At 66.6% G+C, this 20,185-nt stretch carries 10 protein-coding genes and 1 pseudogene; 3 read left to right on the top strand and 8 right to left on the bottom strand.

The window, feature by feature from the left end; all coding sequences use genetic code 11:
• Positions 1-74: 74 nt before the first annotated feature.
• The 5 genes from AGI3411_RS28755 to AGI3411_RS28735 all read right to left on the bottom strand — a co-directional run bounded on the left by AGI3411_RS28755 (position 75) and on the right by AGI3411_RS28735 (position 13,718).
• The gene (locus tag AGI3411_RS28755; RefSeq protein WP_165359305.1) at positions 75-416 is read right to left on the bottom strand and encodes an immunity 8 family protein; all 342 of its coding nucleotides are present in this window, start codon (positions 414-416) and stop codon (positions 75-77) included.
• A gap of 10 nt (positions 417-426) precedes the next feature.
• The gene (locus tag AGI3411_RS30650) at positions 427-855 is read right to left on the bottom strand and encodes a hypothetical protein (RefSeq protein WP_208748201.1); all 429 of its coding nucleotides are present in this window, start codon (positions 853-855) and stop codon (positions 427-429) included.
• A gap of 95 nt (positions 856-950) precedes the next feature.
• Complete coding sequence (locus AGI3411_RS28745; RefSeq protein WP_129530713.1) at positions 951-1,490, bottom strand: hypothetical protein; 540 nt, start codon at positions 1,488-1,490, stop codon at positions 951-953.
• Complete coding sequence (locus tag AGI3411_RS28740; protein ID WP_165359304.1) at positions 1,490-12,016, bottom strand: two-partner secretion domain-containing protein; 10,527 nt, start codon at positions 12,014-12,016, stop codon at positions 1,490-1,492. The genes AGI3411_RS28745 and AGI3411_RS28740 overlap by 1 nt, the downstream gene beginning before the upstream one ends.
• A gap of 22 nt (positions 12,017-12,038) precedes the next feature.
• Entirely contained in the window at positions 12,039-13,718 is a 1,680-nt protein-coding gene (locus AGI3411_RS28735; protein WP_244240475.1) for a ShlB/FhaC/HecB family hemolysin secretion/activation protein, read from the bottom strand.
• A gap of 665 nt (positions 13,719-14,383) precedes the next feature.
• Here AGI3411_RS28735 and AGI3411_RS28730 point away from each other — a divergent pair.
• Together AGI3411_RS28730 and AGI3411_RS28725 are read left to right on the top strand one after the other, a co-directional pair.
• Complete coding sequence (locus AGI3411_RS28730; protein ID WP_129530711.1) at positions 14,384-16,123, top strand: M14 family metallopeptidase; 1,740 nt, start codon at positions 14,384-14,386, stop codon at positions 16,121-16,123.
• Positions 16,124-16,186: 63 nt separating this feature from the next.
• Positions 16,187-16,624 carry an acetyltransferase gene (locus AGI3411_RS28725; RefSeq protein WP_043542334.1) on the top strand — a complete coding sequence of 146 codons (438 nt, stop codon included), beginning with the start codon at positions 16,187-16,189 and terminating at the stop codon, positions 16,622-16,624.
• Between the two features lie 2 nt (positions 16,625-16,626).
• Here AGI3411_RS28725 and AGI3411_RS28720 read toward each other — a convergent pair whose 3' ends face one another.
• The 3 genes from AGI3411_RS28720 to AGI3411_RS28710 all read right to left on the bottom strand — a co-directional run bounded on the left by AGI3411_RS28720 (position 16,627) and on the right by AGI3411_RS28710 (position 18,887).
• Complete coding sequence (locus tag AGI3411_RS28720; protein ID WP_129530710.1) at positions 16,627-16,812, bottom strand: oxidoreductase-like domain-containing protein; 186 nt, start codon at positions 16,810-16,812, stop codon at positions 16,627-16,629.
• Positions 16,813-16,929: 117 nt separating this feature from the next.
• Complete coding sequence (locus AGI3411_RS28715; protein ID WP_129530709.1) at positions 16,930-17,532, bottom strand: class I SAM-dependent methyltransferase; 603 nt, start codon at positions 17,530-17,532, stop codon at positions 16,930-16,932.
• On the bottom strand, positions 17,529-18,887 hold the full coding sequence (locus AGI3411_RS28710) for a lytic murein transglycosylase (protein WP_244240474.1): 1,359 nt from the start codon (positions 18,885-18,887) through the stop codon (positions 17,529-17,531). The genes AGI3411_RS28715 and AGI3411_RS28710 overlap by 4 nt, the downstream gene beginning before the upstream one ends.
• Positions 18,888-19,236: 349 nt before the next feature.
• Between AGI3411_RS28710 and AGI3411_RS30645 the strand changes: the two are divergent.
• Positions 19,237-20,173 (top strand): annotated as a pseudogene (locus AGI3411_RS30645) (LysR family transcriptional regulator).
• Positions 20,174-20,185: the final 12 nt, after the last annotated feature.

The following is a 20,185-nucleotide window of genomic DNA, read 5'->3' as shown; positions in this document are numbered from 1 at the left end:
TGCTCAGGCGCATCGGCAACAACGGTTTTTAACCCTGGACTCTATGTCGGTGCCGTACTAAGTCTGGGGGCAGGTCAGTAGTCTTCAAACTCCCAAGCGTAAAACCTTGCCAATTTGCACGCAATCTCAGACCAACTCACCCCTTCATATTGCGATATACCCTTATTTATCGTGTCGACAATCAACTGATAGTGAAATTCCTTGACTATCAAAAAGTGCCTACCCCACATGGGCTCCCATAGATTGTTTTTCAGCCATGTCGGAGTGCAAACGAATATCTCGAAATCGTCCCCACCACCAGCCCCTTCCGGCCCAATGCGGAGCCTTAGTGTTATAAAAAAACACTCTGGATCCTCTGGCACATACGAGTGGATATCCACCTCGTCAGCTGAAACACCCTTTAGTTCCGCACGCATCGAACACCTCTTAGTCAGTGACATCTAGATGCCCGTTACTGACTTTAATTTTCTGCCCAGTCACTGGATTGATCGAATAGGTTTCAAAATTTGCCTGCACGCCAGTAGTAGCATACGGCGATGATTTAACAGTCGGCGCCCTATAGACGCGCGTACCATCAGCACTGATCCAACCAGTGCCATCAGCAGTTTTCTTAGCCCCATCTCCAACCCAAATCTTCCCTAACTGATCTGCTTCAGCAGCAGTGCCCCGACCAACAGAGAAGTTGGGGTTAGCCGTGCCACTGCCTTTAGATACTGGACCACTTAGCCAAGCGTAGTAGCCAGCACGCGCGACGCCAAGAACCCGGCACATAACTGAAATGCTGTGGTCGTCGCTGTGCGCTTCGATGAATCTATAGGCTCGCCTTACTCTGCTTGGTGTCTTGTTCCCAGACATAGATCATCTCCAATCGGTTCAGATGCTACTCCTGTCCACTGAACCCTGGTAACTCCAGTCTGACACCTTATTTATGCTCCTTATTTAATTTTGATTTATGTGCCAGTAGCTTGTGCCACCGGCACCGCATCGCTCGCTCCAGAACCACGGAATAACCAAGCGACAGATCCCCATCCAAATGGCCAGCTATCAACTGCCAAGCTCACGTTGATTCGTTCGGAACTTACAACTCTTGCGTCCCACCACTGCCAAGCACGCTCATGAGGGCCCATCCAATACATCCAATTGTCAACGGACCAAGTGCGATTGCGTTCGTCCTCTTCGCGCTCCTTGTCACTTAGCGTCTGCCATCGTTGTAGCCATCTTTCAGATTCCTCAGGCGACATTTCTTTGGCGCAAGCTTGGACAAAGCGCTCCGGCAGTACCGTACGCCAGTCGATGTAATCTGGATATCCTTGAGAGCACTTTAAACAAATCGCTGTCATTACAGCCACTACGGTTTCTAGCACTTTCAAGGAATTTCCATTGCAAATAACTACGAACTGAACTAGCCCTACCCCAGGGACAGGCTCGTTCTCTTTCGGCCCTTCAGCTAGACGCCGAATTTCTTCTATGCAATCGAGCGTATCGATCATTAGAACCCCTCCCTTCCTGTACCTTGAATGACCTTCTCTAGCAGTTCTTTAATCTGATCTTGCCGCAATCCAAACTGATCTGGAGCCGGATCACGAGAAATAATTGGACGATCCGGAAATTGTTTTGCCATGCTTTCCGGAACCGCTGATGCACGAATGTCATCTAGCAACGACTTTGGAACTTCAAAAGATTTTACAGTTGCCTCTGGAAGGCCCTTTACAACCTTTTGACCAAGATATTCCTCTGCACGAGCCCTACTTCCAAAGTTCAGCCAAAGTGTCGAGCCGTTTTCGAGGACACCAACCGTCCCACCTTCTCCAAGCAAAATGCGCGTGTTAGGCGCACCCTCAACCCGAAATACTCTTACTGCTTCTTTTGCACCCTGACCGGAAGCCCCTTCATACACCTTACCTTTACCTGAACGAATCGATCCTACCGCCCCTATCGCCGCAGCCGCCCCTGCCTCCCCGACCTTCGCTATCTCATCCCACACAAGCTGCTTGGTCGCAACACCTCCCATCACAATGGCGTTCTTGATCGCAGCGTTGCGATCCGCTTCAAGCAGCACCGATGCGTGGATCTTTAGAAGCGCCCACTCCTCCTGCTCAGAGGCACTGAGACTACCCTCGACTCGCAGCTTTTCTTCCAAATCCGCAACGCGGCTCGAGTACTCATCGAGTAGCATCGTTGCTTCCTCGATTTTTTCACGACATGCGTCAGGGCTCGCACATTCGGTCAGCGCCAGCCGCTTCTGATCGTCGATCTCCTTGTATTTTTTCGCAACTTCCTGTTCGCATACCTTGTCACGATTGCACTGTGTTTTTTCCTGAATTCGCGCCTGATGTTCCGGTACGCTCAAGGCGTTGTTTTCCGTCTCATTGACAGCCGCAAACGTGGCATCCATAACGCTCGTGCCGGCAGCGAGCGCAATACCCGCCACCAGAGACTCCACGAGATTACGACGAGCCTCCTTCTCCTCCGGATTCAACTTCGCTTGATCACCGCTCAGCAAGGCATTGATTACCGAACCGGCACCGGCGCCTAAAGCACCGGCTGAACAACTCCCTCCTTTGCCCGCCGCGCCTGCGCAACCCACGATTGCATGCATGGCGGCTCGCGCTGCCTCGGCTTCGGCGCCATCTCCGAGATTCGTGGTGATGCGCTTAACCTCCGATGCCGCCAGTCCTTGCAGGTAGTTGATGGCGGCGGCTTGAACCATGTCGCCCATGGCGCCGGTCACATTGCCGGTTATCGCAGCGGATATGGCCGTCAGCCACCGGCGCATCTCTCCGCCCGGTTGCCAGACTTTCGCTTCCTCGAACGCCAGCTGCAATTGGTCTCGGCGCGGACCTTCGGGTTCATTCTCCAGTGCTTGCTCAAGCGCCTTCGCCTCTTTCGCCCGATTCGCCAAGAATTGGCCCGCTTGCAACTGAAATTCCGAAGCGATCTCGAACCCCGCCTCGATCTTTTCCTTGTCAAAGATCGGCTTCAGCGCATTCAGCGTATCCGAGGTGCCCCGACTCAGCGACGCGATGGTCTCTGCTGCCGTCTTGCCTGTCAGCGCCAACTGGCCCGCCTCATCGCGAATGACGATGGAGCCGCCGCTTACGCCGCTATGGGTGATCGAATTGGCATTGCCCGAGGCGGCGGCAATGGCGGACATGCCGACGGACGTGCCGTTACTGCTAGTTGGCAGGCTGGTGCCCGGAACCTTCTCCGACCCGCCCGCCGCCTGGCCCTTAGAATTCGTGCCTACGTCACCGCTCTTGCTCTCCGCGCCTCCGCTGCCGCCCCAGCTATAGCCACCGCTCAACGCAATTTGATCCGCCTTGTACCGCGCGGTGTTCTTCAGGTCCTGGACGACGAGCGTTCCCGTGCCGAAGCGATTCAGACCGTCGACCACGGCCTGATCGCTGCTGGAGATCACGGCTCCAATCAATGCGGTGTTCCTGTTCACGTCGACCAGGAAGCCGCCGTCGCCGGCCTTCAATCCCGCCTGTTCCGTGGCGGACTTGAAGTCGCTGTTCATCCGCCCTTGCGACACGTTGCCCGACACCGAACTCTTGCAGTAGCCGTATATGCAAATGCTCGCCTGGATCCCCGCGCTCTGCTGCTTGGAGTCGTAGGTACTCGTGTTTTGAAGGGTCTCGATGCGCAGATCTCTTCCAACCGATGCAATGATCTGGTTGGCCTGACCCACCGCACCGAGCAGGGAGGCATCGCCGCCCGACTGCAGCGCGAGCACGTTGCCCGCCGTCACGTCGGTGTAGGCCCAACCAGTGTCCTTGCCATCCGCGCGGCCGCGGGCGCCGCCAGCGCCGATATTGAGCATCACGCCGACGCCGTTCTCAGAGCTGGCCGTCACGCCGATGCCTATGCTCGCGCTAGCACTCTTGCTCTTCGTATGTTGCTCGAACGTATTCTGCGCAGCTTGCAGCAGGATGTCGCCTTCCGCCTTGATGAGGGAGTTGTTCCCCGCCGAGAGCCGCGAGCCCGTTACGGTAACGTCCGAATCCGCTCCCGCGCCTCGGGCCACGATGGTGAGATCGTTGCCCGCTGCGACCGTGGAGCCCGCAACGGCGGAAGAGGACCGATCCGTAGTGCTTAGGCTCTTGCCGACGCCAAAGCTGATGTTCAGGCTCACACCGCCCGCGCTCTTGGGATCGGCGGCCACTGCATCAGCGGCGTTCATGGCCGCCAAGCCGGTCGTGGCCAGCGCCAAGCCCTGCATGACCTTGTTGTCGGTCTTGCTCGCGGCATTACCCATCCTTCCCGCGGTCTGCATGGCGCTAACGATAGGTGTGCTTGCATTGATGCTCACACCCGTCTGCTTGATCTCGTGGAACTCCTTCTCTTGCGTGGTATCCAGCGCCGCGCCGATATTGACTTCCTTGCCGATCAACGTAATGTCGTCCTGGCGCGCGATGATGTTGCTGCCCATGATGTTCAGGGCGTTTCCAGCATTGATCAGCACGTCGCCTTCCACGCTGCCGACCGTGCTGGCGTTGTGATAGGCCTTCTTGCCTTCGAGCGAATCCGTCTGCTTGCTGCTGCCGTAGCTAAACCCGCCCATCGCGCCGAATCCCGACTTCTTGACCATCTTGTAGTCATAGCTGTCTTCGGCGTTCTGGCCGGGGAGGGTGTCGACATCGCGGTCGGCGGACATCACCAGGTCGCGCTGGGCGCCGACGTTGGAGCCCGCCACGGTCAGGTCGCGTCCGGCCATCAGCACGGCCGTGTCGCCGGTGAAGGTCGTGGCGAGAGACTGTTCCCAATCGCTGGAAGTAATGGTGTGCGTCGTCTTCGACGAGAGGAACCCCTTCTTCTTGTAGCGGGTTTCGTCGTAGGCGGATCCCGTTTCCACGCCGGCGGTCAGGTTGATGTCGCGCCTCGCCCCCACCGCCAGCTGCTTGCCTGCAGTGACATCGGCGGCGCGCGCGTTGACGTCCTGGCCGGCGATCAGCGTGAGGTTTCCGCCCGCCGCGATCTGCGAGCCGATTTCCGTGCCGGTGCTCAGATCGTGCCGGTTGTTCTTGTTGCGGACGATGGATTCGCCATGGCTTTCGGTAAGCGTGGCCAGGGTGATATCGCGGCCGGCCCGCAGGCGCGCATCGTCCTTGACGGTGACTTGCGCCGCGGTCAGGGTCAGGTCGCGTCCGGCCTGCATGCTGAGGCTGCCGGCATCCACGCGGGACACGCCGGAAACGTACGAACCCCAGGTCGCGCCGTGGTTCTCGGAAGCCGAGGAGGAGGCCAGCGCGATGTCGCGGCCGGCCGACAGGGAGACGTTGCCTCCCTTGATCAAAGACACCAGGTTGGCCAGGTCCTGGCGCGCTGCGAGATCGATGGTGGCGCCCTGGATCAGGCTGCCCGCCTGGTTGACGATGTTGGCGGCGGACATGACGGTGGCGTCGCGCGCGCCGATGGTTCCGCTGTTGGCGATGTCGCCTTCGGCGGCGAGCTTGACGCTACGCCCCGCCATCAAGGCGCCGTCGCCCTTCAGGTCGCCTTCGCGCACCAGCAGGTAGACCTGCGGCGCCAGCACGGTCTCGGTGGTGCCGTCGGGCAGCGTGACGGTCTGCTCCACCAGCCAGACCAGGTCGGTGTCGAGCAGGCGCTGCTGCGCCTCGGTCAGCGCGACGCCAAGCTGGATGCCGTTGTTGCGCGCGAACTGCGCGCCGGCCGCGAGCAGGGCTTTGTACTGGCTGTCGTTGTCGGCGTAGCCGTCCAGGAAGCGCTGGCCGGAGGTGGCCAGGATCTGGTCGGCGACGAGCTTCTGTTCGTAGAAGCCGTCGCCCAGCCGCTTGGGCTGGCCGGCCGGCGTGAGGAATCTTGCGCCGACGGGGATCAGGGCGTTCAGGCCGCCAGGTTGCTTGCCCAGGCCCGCGTTGACGGAGCCGGAAGCGCCGGCATCGCCGACGGGCGCGCCGGGATGGCGCAGCTGATCGAACAGGTAGTCGCTGGAGACGCTTGGGCGATTGCCGACGAAACGCGGGTCGGTGGCGACGATGTATGGCGCATCGGGCCGGCCGTTGACGGCGAAAAGCTGGCTGTCCGGGATGGCGGCCGGGTTGGATACGGTGCGGACCGCGCTACCGCCGGGCAGGCCGATGCTTGCGACGAGGACAGCGCCAAGCGCGCTGCCGCCGCTGGCGCCGGGAGCGCCGCCGCTGAGCGAGACGGACGCATAGCCGCCGGACGTGCCCACCGGAAGCTCGATGGGCTGCGCGGCGAGCGTGGCGGCGTACGGGACGGAGGTTTCCTTGCGGTCGCGTGAGCGCGCCTGGGTGTAGGTAGCAGTTCCCCCGCGCGTGACGACGCGCTCGCCGCCGGCGCCGATGTTGTGGATGGCGGGGCCGGCTACGTTCAGCGCGCCGCCCGCGGCGATCTGGCTCTTGTCGTTGGTGGCCGTGCCGGTCAGCGTCATGGCGCCGCCGGAGAGGATCTTGCCGGGGTCGGACGAGACGGTGCGGGTTTCGGTGACGGTCTCTTCGACCTGGTAGTAGGTGAAGGTGCCGACCAGGCGACTGTCGAAGTCGGCGTTGAACTCGCGGACGCGCGCATCCAGCTCCAAGTGCAGCGCCTTGTACGCCGCATAGGCTTCCTCGAACGCCTGGCGGCGCGCGGCTTCGGCCGAACACGTCTCTCTGCTAAAACACTCGTGTTGCGGGGGCGTCCAGACCGGCATGGGGCCAGGCGGCGGCGTCAGGCCGAAGACAGCCCATATGCGGGAATCGTAGGGGTAAAAAAACGTCTCCGGGCGCGTCTTGCAATCGGCGCCGCCCTCGCCGCCCGTGCACACCATTATTTCTGGGGAGTACGTGACGGGAATCGGCGCGGTTTTGCCCGCTCGGCCTTTTTTGTTAGGCACATAATCGAACGGCGGTCCGTACCGCGAGGCGGGATACTTGCTGGAGGGCAACAAGAACCGGCGCTCTGGATCGTCATCCAGCCAGGCGGGCTCCTTGCCGCACATCGGCGTGACCTGGTCGCAGAACCAGTTCGTCTCCATGTCGTACACATCCGTCGAACCCGCTGGCGTCACGTACAGCTTGGGGACCGTCTGCACGGGCACGACCTGGCTGACAAAGTTGGTGTTGACGTTCTGGAGCGTGGCGGCCGAAATGGCTGCGTTGCCCGCGGCCTCGATGGCGGCCGAAGCGTTCAGCAGCGACACGGCCTGGCCGATGGCCTTGCGGTTGGCGTCCAGGGCGCCCCCTATGCGCAGGTCGGTGCCGGCGTAGATCAGCGCGTGCTCGCGGTTCACGAGCGAGCCCGCGCCCAGGTCCAGATCGCCGCGGGACGCGATGACGGCGCCGCCGCCGGCGCCCGCGCCGTTCACTATTTCCCCGGCGCGAATCGAGATGCCGTTGCCGTAGATGCGGCCGAAGTTGTCGAGGCGGCCGGCGTTGATGTCGGTCGAGGCGCCGTCGATCAGGCCGGCGTTGGTCAGCCCGCGGGTGACGTTGATGGTGTTGTTGCGGCCGGCCAGCAGTTCGCCGGTGGCGCGGTTGTTCAGCGAGTCCGCCGTGACGCTCAGGTCGCGCCCTGCGCTGACGCTGGCGCCGTTGTCCATGGCGCCGCCCACGGACAGGGTCAGGTCGCGGCCGGCGGCGATGTTGCCGGTCTGGTTGAGCGAGCCCGCGTAGGTGAAGGACAGGTCCTGCGCGGATTGCAGCGTGCCCAGGCCTTGCAGGGCATCGATGTTGACGGCGAGGCGTTCGCCCGCCAGCAGCAGGCCCTGGGCGTTCTTCAGCAGAGCGGCCCGCACCGTGGCGTTGCGCTGGGCGGCAATTTCTCCGCCGGTGTTGTCCAGTTCCCCGGTGGTAAGGGTCAGGTCCTGGCCGGCGCCGACGGAGCCGCCCTGGTTGTTCACCCGGTCGGCCAAGATGGCGACGAACTTGCCCAGCACGCCCTTCGCGGGCGTTCCGGGGGCTGCCAGCGTGGCGCTGTTGTCCAGGGCGGCAGCGTTGAGGGCGAGGGATTCGTCGGCCTGGATCAGGCCGCCCCGGTTGTCGACCGCGCCGGTTGCGGCGACGGTCAGGTCTCCGCCCGCCAGCGTGCCGGCGGCGTTGCCGACCCGCGCCGCTTCGATCCGCAGGCCGCGGGCGGCGGCGATCAGCCCAGCGGCGTTGTCGAGCTCACCGCCCAACTTCAGCGCGGAGTCGCCGGCCGAGGTGAGCTTGCCGCCCTGGTTGCGCAGGCTGGCGGCGGCGATGTCCAGGGCGCCGCCGTGTACGACGGCATTGCGCGTGGCGATGTCGCCTGGCGAGGCGAGCGCAAGCTTGCCGACGGAGGACAGGTTGCCGCCGGACAGGTCCATGCCGGCGGCGGCAAGCGACAAGTCCTTGCCGGCCGCGCTGATGCCAGGGTGCGTAATGAGGGCCGCGGCGAGTTTGACGCTGCCCGGCAGGCTGAGGGTGCCGTCATCGCCGACGCCGGCGATGAAGCGGCCGGCGTTGCCGAGCGCGCCGAGCGCTGCGGCGTTCAGGTCGCCGCCCGCCAGCACCGAGCCCGTGTTGTCCAGCGTGGATCCCGCCCGCAAGTTGGCGACGCCCGCCGCGGACAGGATGCCCGCGTTCCGCAAGGCGGCGCCCGCCTGGAGGTCGAGGGCCGCCGCGGCCTGGAGGCGGCCGTCCGCCGTGGCCGTGAGGTTGCGGTTGGCGTTGACGACGAGGTTGCCCGCCTGGGTGGCGGCAATGCCGCCCAGCGTGGCGTCCGTGCCCGCGCGCAGCGTCATGCCCTGCCCCGCGGCCGCCGAGCCCATGGCTTGCAGCGCGGCGCCCGCGGTGGCGGCGAGCGTTCCGCCCGCCTGCTGGCTGGATGCGACGCCCAGCACCAGATTGCCGCGCAGCGTGTCCAGCGTCAGGTCGCCCTGCAAGGCGGCCACGGTGCCGTCCACGGCCATGCCGTCGCCGGCGCTCAGCGCCTGTGAGGCGCCCGCCAGCATGCGGCCCTGGGCCAGCAGCGTGCCTTGCGCGCCCGCGGTGAGCGTGCCGGCGGCTTGCGCCAGCCCCGCCGCGCCCACGGCCACGTTGCGACCCGTCAGCGTGAGGTTTGCGTCGGTGGCCGCTGTGCCGTCCACGCGCGCATCGCGCGCCGCGTCCAGCGCCATGTCTTGCAACGAAGCCAGCGCGCCGGCGGCGGTCAGGTCCCGGAGGGCCTGCGCCGTCAGCGTTCCCGCGGCCTGCACCTGCCCGCCCTGCTTCACGGTCAGGTCGCGCGCGCGCAGCTCCACATTGCCGGCGGACGTGTTGCCCAGCGCGGCGGCCGTGCCGCCCAGACGGGCGCCGCCCGTCGCCGCCAGCGTCAGGCCGCCGCCCGCGACGATGACGCCGTCGGAGTCCAGGTCGCTGCCCGATTGCGCGGCCAGGTCGCGCGAGGCCTGCATGCGGCCGGCTGCGCTCACACGCAGCCGGCCGCCGGCGTCGGCGGTCAGGTTGCCTGCCAGCGCGGCCACCGTGCCGTCGATGTCCATGTGACGCGCCGCGGACAGGCTGGCGGGCGTGCCCGCCGTGACGACGCCGGTCACGAAGAGGTCTCTGGCAGCCTGCACTTGCAGCAGGCCGTCCGCGTCCGCCGTATCGGCGGTGCCGGCCGTGCCGGCGACGTGCAAGTCCCGGCCCGCACCCAGGAACAGCTTGCTGCTGCCTTGCGCCAGGCCCGCCCGGCCGACGGACAGGTCCGCGCCGGCTTCGGTGCGCAGGGTGCCGTTGGCGACCGTCTTGCCGTTCAGCTCGGCATCGGTTCCGGCCGACAGCAGGATGTCCGTTTCACCTGAAATGGTGCCGTCCGCGAGCAACTTTCCGCCGGCCCGCGCGCCCAGCTGACGCCCGGACTGCAACACGCTGGCGTTGCCCAGCGTCAGGTCGCCGCCGCTGATCGCCTTGAGCGTGCCGGCATCGGCCAGCAGCGTGCCGTCCACGCGCAGGTTGCCGCGGATGGCGACTTGCGCGGCGTGGCCGGCGATGAGCACACCGGCCAGCGAGGCCTGGTTGGCGTCTGCCTTGACCGAGCCGTCGGCCTGCAGACGCGAGGCGGACGACGCCGCCAGGACTTCGCCCGCATCCAGCCGCAGATCGCCGGTGGCGAGCGCCTGGCCGTCCAGCGCCAGGTTGCGCGCCGCCCGCAGCGACAGATCCTTCTGCGAGGTGAGCTTGCCGAGGCTGCGCAGATCCCCGCCGGCCGTCAGGCCGATGGGGCCGGCCGCCGCCACTTGCGCTTGCGCGCCCACGGATACGTCGCCGCCCGCGGTTGCGCTCAAGCCGCCGGATGCGGCCGACAGCGCGCCGTCGATGGCCAGCGCGTCATCCGCCGCGATATCCGTGCCGGCGTTGGCGCGCAGCGTGCCGGCCAGCGCCATGTTGCCGCCCGCCTTGGCCGCTATGGCGCCTTCGGCATCCCATTGCGCCTGGGCATCCAAGCGCAGGTCGCGCCCAGCGGCCATGGCGACGTGGCCGGCGCCCGCGCCCTTGCCCGACATCAGCGCATCGCGCCCCGTCATCAGCGACACATCGCCGCGCGCGCCGACCAGGCCGCCCAGGCGCAGGTCCGCGCCCGCGCGCAGGACCGTGGCCGCGCCGGACTGCAACTGGGCGCTTGCGCCCGCGGCCAGATCCGCCCCGGCCCGCGCCTGCAGCGCGCCCGCGGCGGTGATCCGCCCGGGCAGCGTCATGTCGCGGCCGGCCTGCAGCGCGATCGCGCCCGCGGCCGTTACCTGGCCGCCGGATGCGTTCGAGGCCCCGCCGTTCGAACCGGAGCCGCCGGCGTCCGAACCGCCGCCCGCCGCAGACTCCTGACCCGCGCCCCCCGTGGCCGGCGGCGCGCCGCCGAACGTGGCGGCCGCAGGGCCGATCTGCAGGTTACGCCCGGACTCCGCGCGCAGGTCCTGGCCGCCCATCAACATGGAACCCGCCAGCGACAAATCCTGCACGGCCACGATGCGCAGCGCGTCCTGGGTTTGCAGCCCGGCCTGCGCGGCGATGGTCACGTCTTGCGCGGCGCTCACATCCAGCGATCCGCCTGCGCCGACCGCGCCCTGGACGTCGGCATTGCGGCCCGCCGCAAGCGCGACGGCGCCCGCCGCCTGCGCCACGCCATCCAGCGCCAGGTCGCGGCCGGCCGCCAGCCGCAGATCCCGCGCCGCCTGCACGGTTGCGCTGGGCGCGATGCGCACGTCTCCCGCCGCGCTGACTTGCAAGTCGCCCGTCAGGGCCACCAGGTTGCCGCCCACGTTCACGCCCACGCCGGCCTCGGTTCCGATCAGGCGGATGCTGTTGGCGTACATGCCGCCCAAGGCGGCGGTGTCCAGCGCGACAGTTGGCGCCGCGCCATCGCCCGCCAGGGCCGATGCGGCGCCAGAGGCGTAATCGACACGCGCGGCGCCAGCCGTCACGTTAAGGCGGTCAGCCCAGACGCCGGCATTGATTTCCAGCGACCGGGCGATCAGGTCGACCTGACTGAGATTGGCCCCATAGACGCCTTCGCCTTCGACCCGGATCTTACCGGCCGCCACGTCCAGCGCAACGCTGCCGTCCGGGCCGATCTGCGGCCTGCCGGTAGTCAGGGTGGCGCGGTCCGCGTTCAGGAAGCCGCAGCCGTTGCAGGTGATGCCTGCCGGATTGGCGACGATAACGTTGGCCCGGTTGCCAGCGACCTCCAACGTGCCCATCAGTTGCGACGGGTTCGGCGCCGTGACCTGGTTCAGGATGGTGGCGGCGCGCTGGTTGCCCAGCATGACGTTGCCGGCGACCTGCCCGGCAAGCTGGGTCTGGCTTGCGCCGCCGCTGTTGTTGAGTACCACGCCCGCCGGCCCCACGTTGAACTGGGTATAGCGGTTGTTCGATACCCCGCCCGCCGACGGCGGCGCGATGTTGATGACGGGCACGCCGTTGCTGACGCCCACCACCGGCTTCTGCCCCGCCACGCTTTTGTCTACCGAGATCGGCAGGGTCTGCGCCAGCACGGGCGACCACATTTGCGTGCCGATGACGGACCAGACGATGAAGGAGTGGAGTTTGGACATCATGCGTACCTGGCTAACGGGATCAGAATTCGAACATCACGGCCATCGCGAAGACGGCGGATGCGGTTTTCAGGGATTCGGGCTTTTTCAGCGGCCAGCCCGCGGACAGGTCGTAGCTGGCGTTCACGTAGGGCATCGAGATCCGGCCGCGCAGCCCCGCGACGGCGCCCACCAGCGTGCGCCCGGAGAGGAACGCCGCCGACGGCCCGCCGACGCGGCCGACGTCCAGGCCGCCGTAGAGTTGCTGCCCTGGCACCCCGGCAAGCGCGTCCAGGTTCAGCGACAGGTCGTTGCGCAGCGTCCAGCCGTCTTCGGCGGCCAGGGTCATCTGCCCGTCGAAGCCACGCACGGCGTAGCGGTTGCCGATGGTGAAGTAGTCGGCCGGCACGATGGCCGTCTTGGCGTGCTGGATCTGCCAGTTGGCCTGATAGGCGAAAGACTGGCCCGCCAGCTTGAAGGGCGCGTAGAGGCCCGCGTTGGCCGCGAGTATGGTGCTGCGGCCGTTCCAGTCGGGATCGCCGTAGACGTAGCCCGGCTCGTCGGAGTACTGCGGCCAGGTGCCGCGCAGGCCGGCGCCCACGTCCAGCACGGCCTGGCCCAGGTAATGACGGTGCCCGTAGTTGAGCTCGTAGCCGGTGACGTCGCGGCGCTGCACCTCGATGAGCACGTCGTTCAGCGTGCTGTCGGTGCGCTTGCGCAATACCGTGAAAGAAACGTTACCCTTGTAGGCCGTGCCGCGATAGGGCACCAGCGAAACACCCGCCTGGATCTGCTTGGTACTGCCGCCGTAGATGATGGGCTCGTCGAAGCCTGCCACTGCCTGCCGGTAGGTCGACTTGCTGGCGCCGGCGAAGAAGGCCCAGTAGCCGAAGGGGATGCTGTAGTTGAGCGAAGCCGCGCGCGTATTCGATTCCGCGTCGCGCCAGCGGGCGTTGCTGTTCCAGGCCACCGAGAGCTGGTCATACAGGAACAGCGGAGAATCCAGCGTCAGCCCGGCGTTCACCTGGTACTTGCCGATGGAGTCCATGCCGCCGTTGTCGCCGCCGATATAGGCGTGCCAGCGTTTGCCCGTGCCGGGCCGGACGAGGATGTCGGAGTCTCCCAGTTGCGGGCCAGGCGCGATATCGATGGCGGCATCGGCCTGGCTGCCCAGGCGGCGGATGTTTTCCAGGGCCTGGTCCAGGTCGCGTTGGCTCAGTTCATTGGCGGGCCCGCAGGGCAGCGCCGTGCGCCACCAGCCGACGGCGCCCTCGCTTTTCACCGCCGAGATACGCCCCGGCAGATAGCGCAGCGTCAAGACGCCGGCCGCCAGCGACTGCTCTGGCACGACGACGCGTGCGGTGACCAGGCCGTCATCGATCAGCAGGCCGATCAGGTGTTCTTGCAATGCGCGCAAGCCCTGTGCGCCAACGCAATGACCCAGGACGGCGCCGGCCGCCCGAGCCAGCGCCTGGGAGGGCTCCGCCCCTTCCCAGCGCAGTTCGCGGATGGTGAAGCAGGGAGCCTCGGCCGGAAAGCTGAGGCCGCCGGGAGGCGCGGCGGCAGGCGACAGCACGTCGGGGCGCTCCGCCGCGCGGGCGCGCTGCGCGTCGATTTCCTGTTCCTGGCGGCGCTGGATCTCGGAGGCGCGCGAAGCGAGGTCGGGAACCGCTTGTGCAAGCGACGCCGCCGGGGTTACGCCCACAGCCGCCCAGATGATCATTGCCGCCCGCCTACGCCACATCGCTTCCATACCGGCCTGACGCTCACGGCCGCGGCGGTGTCGCGTCTTCTCCATTCAAGAAAATTTGCTGAACTTGGCCCAAGATGAAAGAGGCTTGGCGCCCATTTGCGCGTATTTCCGCCTGCCGGAACTTATCGCTCCGTAATAGAACGACATCCCGGCAAAGACGGATATGGCACGGGATGAAAAATCAGACCGGGTTAACCCGGATGACCGCAGGTCGGCAAATCGTCAATAATCCGCCGACGTTTTGCCGCCGATCCGTCCCTTTGCTGTTTTGCCCATGCCTGTCTCTGCCCGGGACGCCATCGTTTCCTCCCCATCCCGCCTATTCCGCACCGGCGCTTTCCAGGGCCGAGTCTGGCCACCTGCCGCCCGATGCCCTACGCGCCCTCCCCGGCTTGCATGATCCGACCGCGCGCGGCGGCGCCGCGCATAGGCTGGCTGACGGAGCGCACAATGCAGACGCGCCGGACGGCGATACCTTGCACGTGGCGGGTGAAACGCGCGAGCAGGACTGGCGCGCTACGATGAGCCCCTGCCGCGCGGGGAAAGGCTCGCCAATCGCGCGAACGGCGGGACCCGATGGGGCACGCACGTATCGCCGCCCGCCGTCAGTCAGGGATTTTTAAGGATTGCCGAAGATGTCGTTGCTGGATAGAACATTCGACCGCACGCTGGATGCCTGGACGCACGCCTACTTGGCGCCCGCCTGGCGCGGCGCGGTGGTGGAAGGCTGGCTGTTCGAAGGGCTGGAAGCACGGCGCGCGGCGCAGGCCCGCCTGGCTCAGGCGGGAGTCACCGCGCGCTTTCGCAGCGCCTACAAACCGCTGCTGCATTTCTTCCTGGAAGAAGTCGATCGCGCGGGGCTGGAATCCGTCATCGTCCGCTACCCCGTGCACGAGCACGCGCAGGCCAATCGCTTCACGCTGGAGGCGTATCCGCTGGCCGCCCTGCTCGAAGGCGCGCGCGTCACGATGCAGGCCGGCGCCAGCGACCTGCACTACGACGTCAGCCTGAGCTACGCCGACGGCCGCAAGATCGAAGAACGCGTCTACGCGCCGAACCAGCTCGGCCAGGCGCGCGACGGCGCGCCCGAGCTCTCGCCCACCGGTTGGCTGCGCGTGCGCGACGCCAGCGGCGCGCTGCAGACCGACGCCGCGCAAACCACCGAATACCAGCAAGTCTTCCGCAGCATCATGGATACGGTGCGCGCCCATGCGTGGGGCGCCCATGAGCCGTATTTCGAGTGCCTGGAGATCCGGGTGGACCTGCCGGGCATCGATTTCGCGCTGCCCTTGGACGAGGAAATCGTCAGCACCTTCGAAGCGCTGCACGAAGACGTGTATTTCTCGCTGCTGGAACACTTCCAGCAGCATTCGGGCAGGCCCTCGGGCGACCGCGGCCTGCAGCCCGGCCAGATCATTCCCGACATCCGCCGCAACGACGGCGCGGCGCGCGTGCGGATCTCGCTGGAACCGTTCTCCGCGCTCGCGCCCGTCGTTGCGGCAGCGCCGGAAGCGCCGCTAGCGCAAACCCGCGAGCCACTTTCGGCCGCTCATATCGCCGGCTGCATGGCCGCGTTGGGCGGCGACACATTCCAGGCCGTTTCGCGCCAGGGCCGCCCCGTGCTGGGCACCTACCTGCGCGGCCCCGGGCCCGCCGTTTTCATCTCGGGCGCGCAGCACGCCAACGAAACCTCCGGCGTCGTCGGCGCCCTGCGCGCCGCGCAGACGCTGGCCGCGCGCGGCAACGCCCACTTCGCCCTCATTGCCGCCGAAAACCCCGACGGCTATGCGCTTTTCAACCGGCTGCGCGAGCATCACCCGCGCCACATGCTGCACGCCTCGCGCTACAGCGCGCTGGGCGATGACATCGCCTACCGCGAACGCGCCCCGTTCTTCGAGCGCGACGGCCGGCATCAGGCGGTCGCCATCAGCGGGGCGCAGCTGCACATCAATCTGCACGGCTATCCCGCCCACGAATGGACGCGGCCGCTGTCCGGCTATCTGCCGCGCCACTTCGAGCTGTGGACGATCCCCAAGGGCTTCTTCCTGGTGTTGCGCCACCATCCGGGCTGGGGCGAACGCGCCCGCCGCCTGATCGAAGGCGTCACCGCGAGGCTCGCCCACAACGTGCCCGGCCTGGTCGAGTTCAATGCCCGGCAGCTTGAACTATTCCACGCGCACGCGCTCGAAACAGGATTCGACGTGCTCAACGGCATTCCGGTGCAGATTGCCGAGAGCGACCGCGAAGCGTTGCCGCTGGCGCTGATTTCGGAGTTTCCGGATGAAACCGTCTACGGCGACCGCTTTGTTTTCGCGCATACTGTGCAGATGGAAACCGTCCTGGCGGCGACCGAGCTCTACCGCTCAGGACTTTAGCGGCAATACGCCGCTCTCGGCCAAGGACCGCGACGGCATCCGACCCTTAGAATCAATAAGAAAATGAACATCCGAGAACGCAATCACGGCGACGATCTGGCCCTGGTGGACATCTGGCTCCGTTCGGTGCGCGCCACGCATACGTTCCTGACGGAAAAAGAAATACAGGCCATGTACCCGCAGGTGCTCAATACCTACCTGCCCTCGGTGCGGGTATGGGTATGCGAAGACGATGCCGGCGAAGTCGCCGGCTTCATGGGCCTGAACGGCAACAAGGTCGAGATGCTGTTCGTGGACGCCAACAAGCGCGGCAAGGGGGCCGGCCGCCGCCTGCTGAATTTCGCGCGCTCGCTGCACGGCACTTTGCTGGTGGACGTGAACGAACAAAATCCGCAGGCGCACGGCTTCTACAAGCACTACGGTTTCGAGGACGTCGGCCGTTCGGCCCATGACGATTCCGGCCGGCCCTTTCCCATCATCCACATGAAGCTGGCCGGCTGAGGCTAGCCGGATTTTCCCTCGTGCCTGGCCTTCCAGGCTTTCAGCGCTGCCCGGTAGTTGTCCAGGGCCTCGTTGTAGACATCGTAGACGCAGGGAATACAGCCGCTGTTGCAGCATTCTTCGGGTGCGGGCGGCTCGGGCGGAACGGGCGGCGGATCATCGTCCGGAATGTTCTTGGGGGTGCTCATGGGGGAATGTTAGCGCCGATCGGACGAACCACGTCCGTCAGGCCACGCTCGCGCCCAGGCTCGAAAGGGTGAGCCGACCCGGGATGGGCCAGCCCGCAGTGGGCCAGCCCGGCAGCGTCAGCCGCGACGCAGCCCCAGGAAGCTCCAGCGCACGTCGGCGCGGTCCAGCATGTCTTCGCGCTCGGCGAGATGATGGGAGGACAGGCCGTGCGCGGCCGCCAATTCAATGGTTTCTTGCGCGGACACGTCGAACATGCGGCGCCCGGGCGGCACCGGCCCGTGCCGCAGCGACATGAGGATCTGGCCGCCCGGCGCAAGCAGCGATGCCAGCGCCTCCATGCCCAGCCGGCGCTCGTCCGCGTCCAGGTGCATCCACACGGCCGTGAGCATGATCAGGTCGAACTCGCGGCCCTGCCCGCGCAGGCCCGACAGATCGGGCAAGGCGTCGTCCACCCATTCCAGGTTGGGCAGCGTGTGGCGCCGCTGGCCTTCGAGGCGCAGCTCCGGGGTGGGTTCGGCCGCCACCACCGCGTGGCCCATCCGCGCCAGCGCGGCGGCATCGCGGCCGGATCCCGCGCCGATGTCCGCGACGCGCGCCGGCGCCGCGGGCATCAGGTGGATCACGTCGCGATGCACGTCGGCGAAAGCGATGCTCTCGTACTGGTCCGCAAGGGCCGCCGCGTTCTCGCCGTAGCCCTGCGTGCCCGAGGCCACCGTCATGACTTGGCGTCCGGACGGGCTTGGATCGCGGCCGGCGGCCAGGTGGCCTTGATCGTGTCGTAGATCAGCTTGCCGACCCGGCCGTCCTGCGGCAGGTTGCGCTTGCCCTGTTCCTCGCGCACGGCGTCGCGGGTCTTGGCGCCCGGAATGCCGTCGGCAACGCCCACGTCGTAACCCAGGCCATATAGCATTTCCTGCAGTTCCTTGATCTGCGCGCGCGACAGGCCCGGGTCGTTGGTGGGCCATGCCGTGACGAGAGCCGGACCGCCTTGCAGCCGGTTGAGCAGCAGCGACACAGCCAGGCCATAACGGCGCGACTGGTTGTAGTGCAGGATGGCGTCGAAGTTCACCGTGGCCAGGAAGACGGGGCCCTTCGCGCCGGTGGGCGCGAACAGATAGGCTTGCTCGTCGTTGCCCGACGGTAATTTCAGGGCGGAACCGTCGCCCTGCTTCAAGCCGGCCTGCGCCCATTGAGCGATCGTGCGGCGGTCCTGCGACCCCACGTATTCGGCGTCGGGCTCGGGAGGAATGGCGGCCGCCAGCTCGGCCGGCACGCGCACCTCCACCACCGCCGGCAGGCCATGCGTCCACTTGGCGCGGCGCTTGCGCAGATGATTGGCCGTGGAGGCCAGCGCATCGGGCAGCGAGTTGTACAGATCGATCTTGCCATCGCCATCGCCGTCGGCGGCCAGCTCATAGAACGAGGTCGGAATGAACTGCGTCATGCCGAAGGCGCCGCTCCAGGAGCCGATGAACTTGTCGGCCGGCACGGTGCCGTCGCGCAGCAGCCGCACCGATGCGTAGGCGTTCTTTTCCCACAGCGACTTGTTCTCGGTGCAGGCGCGCGTCAGCCAGGCATCCAGCACGTCGGTCTTGCCGACCTGGCGGCCGTAGTTGGTTTCGATGCCGAAGATGGCGACCAGGGTGGCCGGGTCAACCTGGTACTGCTGGCTGATGGCGGCGAGCTGCGGGCCATATTTGGCCAGCACGGCGCTGCCGTCCTTCACGCGTTCATCGTCCACCGTCTTGGCGATGTAGTCCCACCACGCTTCGCGCCCCTCGGGCTGGCCCTTGGCAGAGGCCACCGTCGTGGGTAGCAGCTTGGCGTTGGCCGTGTACTTGTCCCAATCGGCCACGGTCAGCCCATTGGCGGCCGCGCCCTTGCGCAGCTTGGCAATGCAGGCCTTGGTGTCCAGTTCGGTCGGGATGATGACCTGGGGCGCGGCGGCGGGAGCGGCCGGCGCAGAAACGGCGGCTGGCGCGGCTGTGGCTGCCGGGGCCGCCGCAGGCGCAGGCGCGGTCGGGGCGGCGGCGGGCGCCGCGGGCGCGTCGTCGAAGCTGCGCTTGGGCGTCAAGGTGGGCAGCGACTGGGCCGGGGCGGCCGGCTGGGCGCGCGATCCGGTGGCGGATGCCGGCGCTTGCGCATGCGCGGCCCCCCGCGGCGGCGGCCGCGAACACCGCGGCCGTCAGCACGCGGGAAAAAGTATCGATTCGAAAGCGAATGGAACGCTGGCGCATGGCAATCCTGAAAAATCGAAGTCAGCCGGGATCGTACCGCGATCCGGCCGATGGCATCGAACGGCCGCGCCCACCGCGAAACGGGCGTCCGGTGCCAGCGCGCCTCGCAACGCCGTCCGGATCCGGCGAGCGCGTTGCCAAGCGTGCCGCGACAGAGAATAATCGGCACATCGACTAAGCTGCGCCATGACACCGTTCCGAGGAAAGCTTCGCATCCGGCACCTGGAAATCGTGCTGACTGTCGCCGAGTTGGGCAATCTGTCCAAAGCGGCGGCGCAACTGCACAGCACGCAATCCGGCCTCTCGCGCGCCATCGCCGAAATCGAGGAGCTGGTCGGCGCGCGGCTGTTCGAGCGCACTGCGAAGGGCACCAGCTGCACGCCCCTGGGCGTTGCGATGTGCCGCCACGCGCGCCAGTTGCTCACCGGATTCCGCAAGGCCGAAACCGACCTCGCGGCCGTGTCGCGCGGCGATAAAGGCAGCCTGACCGTGGGCTGCTTTTCGATGTTCGCGGGCTGGCCCGTGGCCGAGGCCGCGCGCGCTTTCCGGCAAGCCTGTCCGCGCATCACGCTCACCATCGAGATCGGCACGCACGAGCGGCTCATCGAAGACCTGGACGCTGGTGCGATAGACGTGCTGATCAGCCGCTTCTCTTCTACCGTCAATCCGCAGATATACCGCTCGACCGCCCTGCTCGACGACCCCGTGGTGCTGGCCTGCTCCACCCGCCACCCCCCTGGCCGGGCTGCCCGGCACCACGCTGGCCGACTACGTGGCCTACCCCTGGATCACCGCCTTGCCCGGCAGCCGCATACGCGGCGAACTGGAAATGTCCCTGCGCCAGGCCGGCCTGCCGATTCCCGATATGATCGGCGTCCTGTCGCTGGAGTTCGGCCGCGAGATGCTGCTGGACGGGCAGTATCTATGGATGCTGCCGGGCAGCGTGGCGGCCGTCCAGCAGGCGCGCGGCGAACTGGCGGTGCTGCCGGCCCGGCCCGCGCTGCGCAAATCGCCCCTGGCGGCCATCTGGCGCCGCGACCGCCCCAGCACGCGCCAGGCTCGCGCCTTCGCGGCGCAGCTTGAACTGGCCATCCAGGCCGACAGCATCGCGCTGGCGGCGTGAACACGCATCACC

The sequence above is a fragment of the Achromobacter agilis genome (genome assembly GCF_900496965.1).
In the GTDB taxonomy this organism is placed as follows: Bacteria; Pseudomonadota; Gammaproteobacteria; order Burkholderiales; family Burkholderiaceae_B; genus Achromobacter; species Achromobacter agilis.
This window is presented reverse-complemented; position numbering and strand designations above follow the sequence as displayed.

Excerpts from the sequence above, each read along its gene's own strand:
- AGI3411_RS28755 (WP_165359305.1), bottom strand. The coding sequence starts at position 416 with ATGCGTGCGGAACTAAAGGGTGTTTCAGCTGACGAGGTGGATATCCAC.
- AGI3411_RS30650 (WP_208748201.1), bottom strand. The coding sequence starts at position 855 with ATGTCTGGGAACAAGACACCAAGCAGAGTAAGGCGAGCCTATAGATTC.
- AGI3411_RS28745 (WP_129530713.1), bottom strand. The coding sequence starts at position 1,490 with ATGATCGATACGCTCGATTGCATAGAAGAAATTCGGCGTCTAGCTGAA.
- AGI3411_RS28740 (WP_165359304.1), bottom strand. The coding sequence starts at position 12,016 with ATGTCCAAACTCCACTCCTTCATCGTCTGGTCCGTCATCGGCACGCAA.
- AGI3411_RS28735 (WP_244240475.1), bottom strand. The coding sequence starts at position 13,718 with ATGATCATCTGGGCGGCTGTGGGCGTAACCCCGGCGGCGTCGCTTGCA.
- AGI3411_RS28730 (WP_129530711.1), top strand. The coding sequence starts at position 14,384 with ATGTCGTTGCTGGATAGAACATTCGACCGCACGCTGGATGCCTGGACG.
- AGI3411_RS28725 (WP_043542334.1), top strand. The coding sequence starts at position 16,187 with ATGAACATCCGAGAACGCAATCACGGCGACGATCTGGCCCTGGTGGAC.
- AGI3411_RS28720 (WP_129530710.1), bottom strand. The coding sequence starts at position 16,812 with ATGAGCACCCCCAAGAACATTCCGGACGATGATCCGCCGCCCGTTCCG.
- AGI3411_RS28715 (WP_129530709.1), bottom strand. The coding sequence starts at position 17,532 with ATGACGGTGGCCTCGGGCACGCAGGGCTACGGCGAGAACGCGGCGGCC.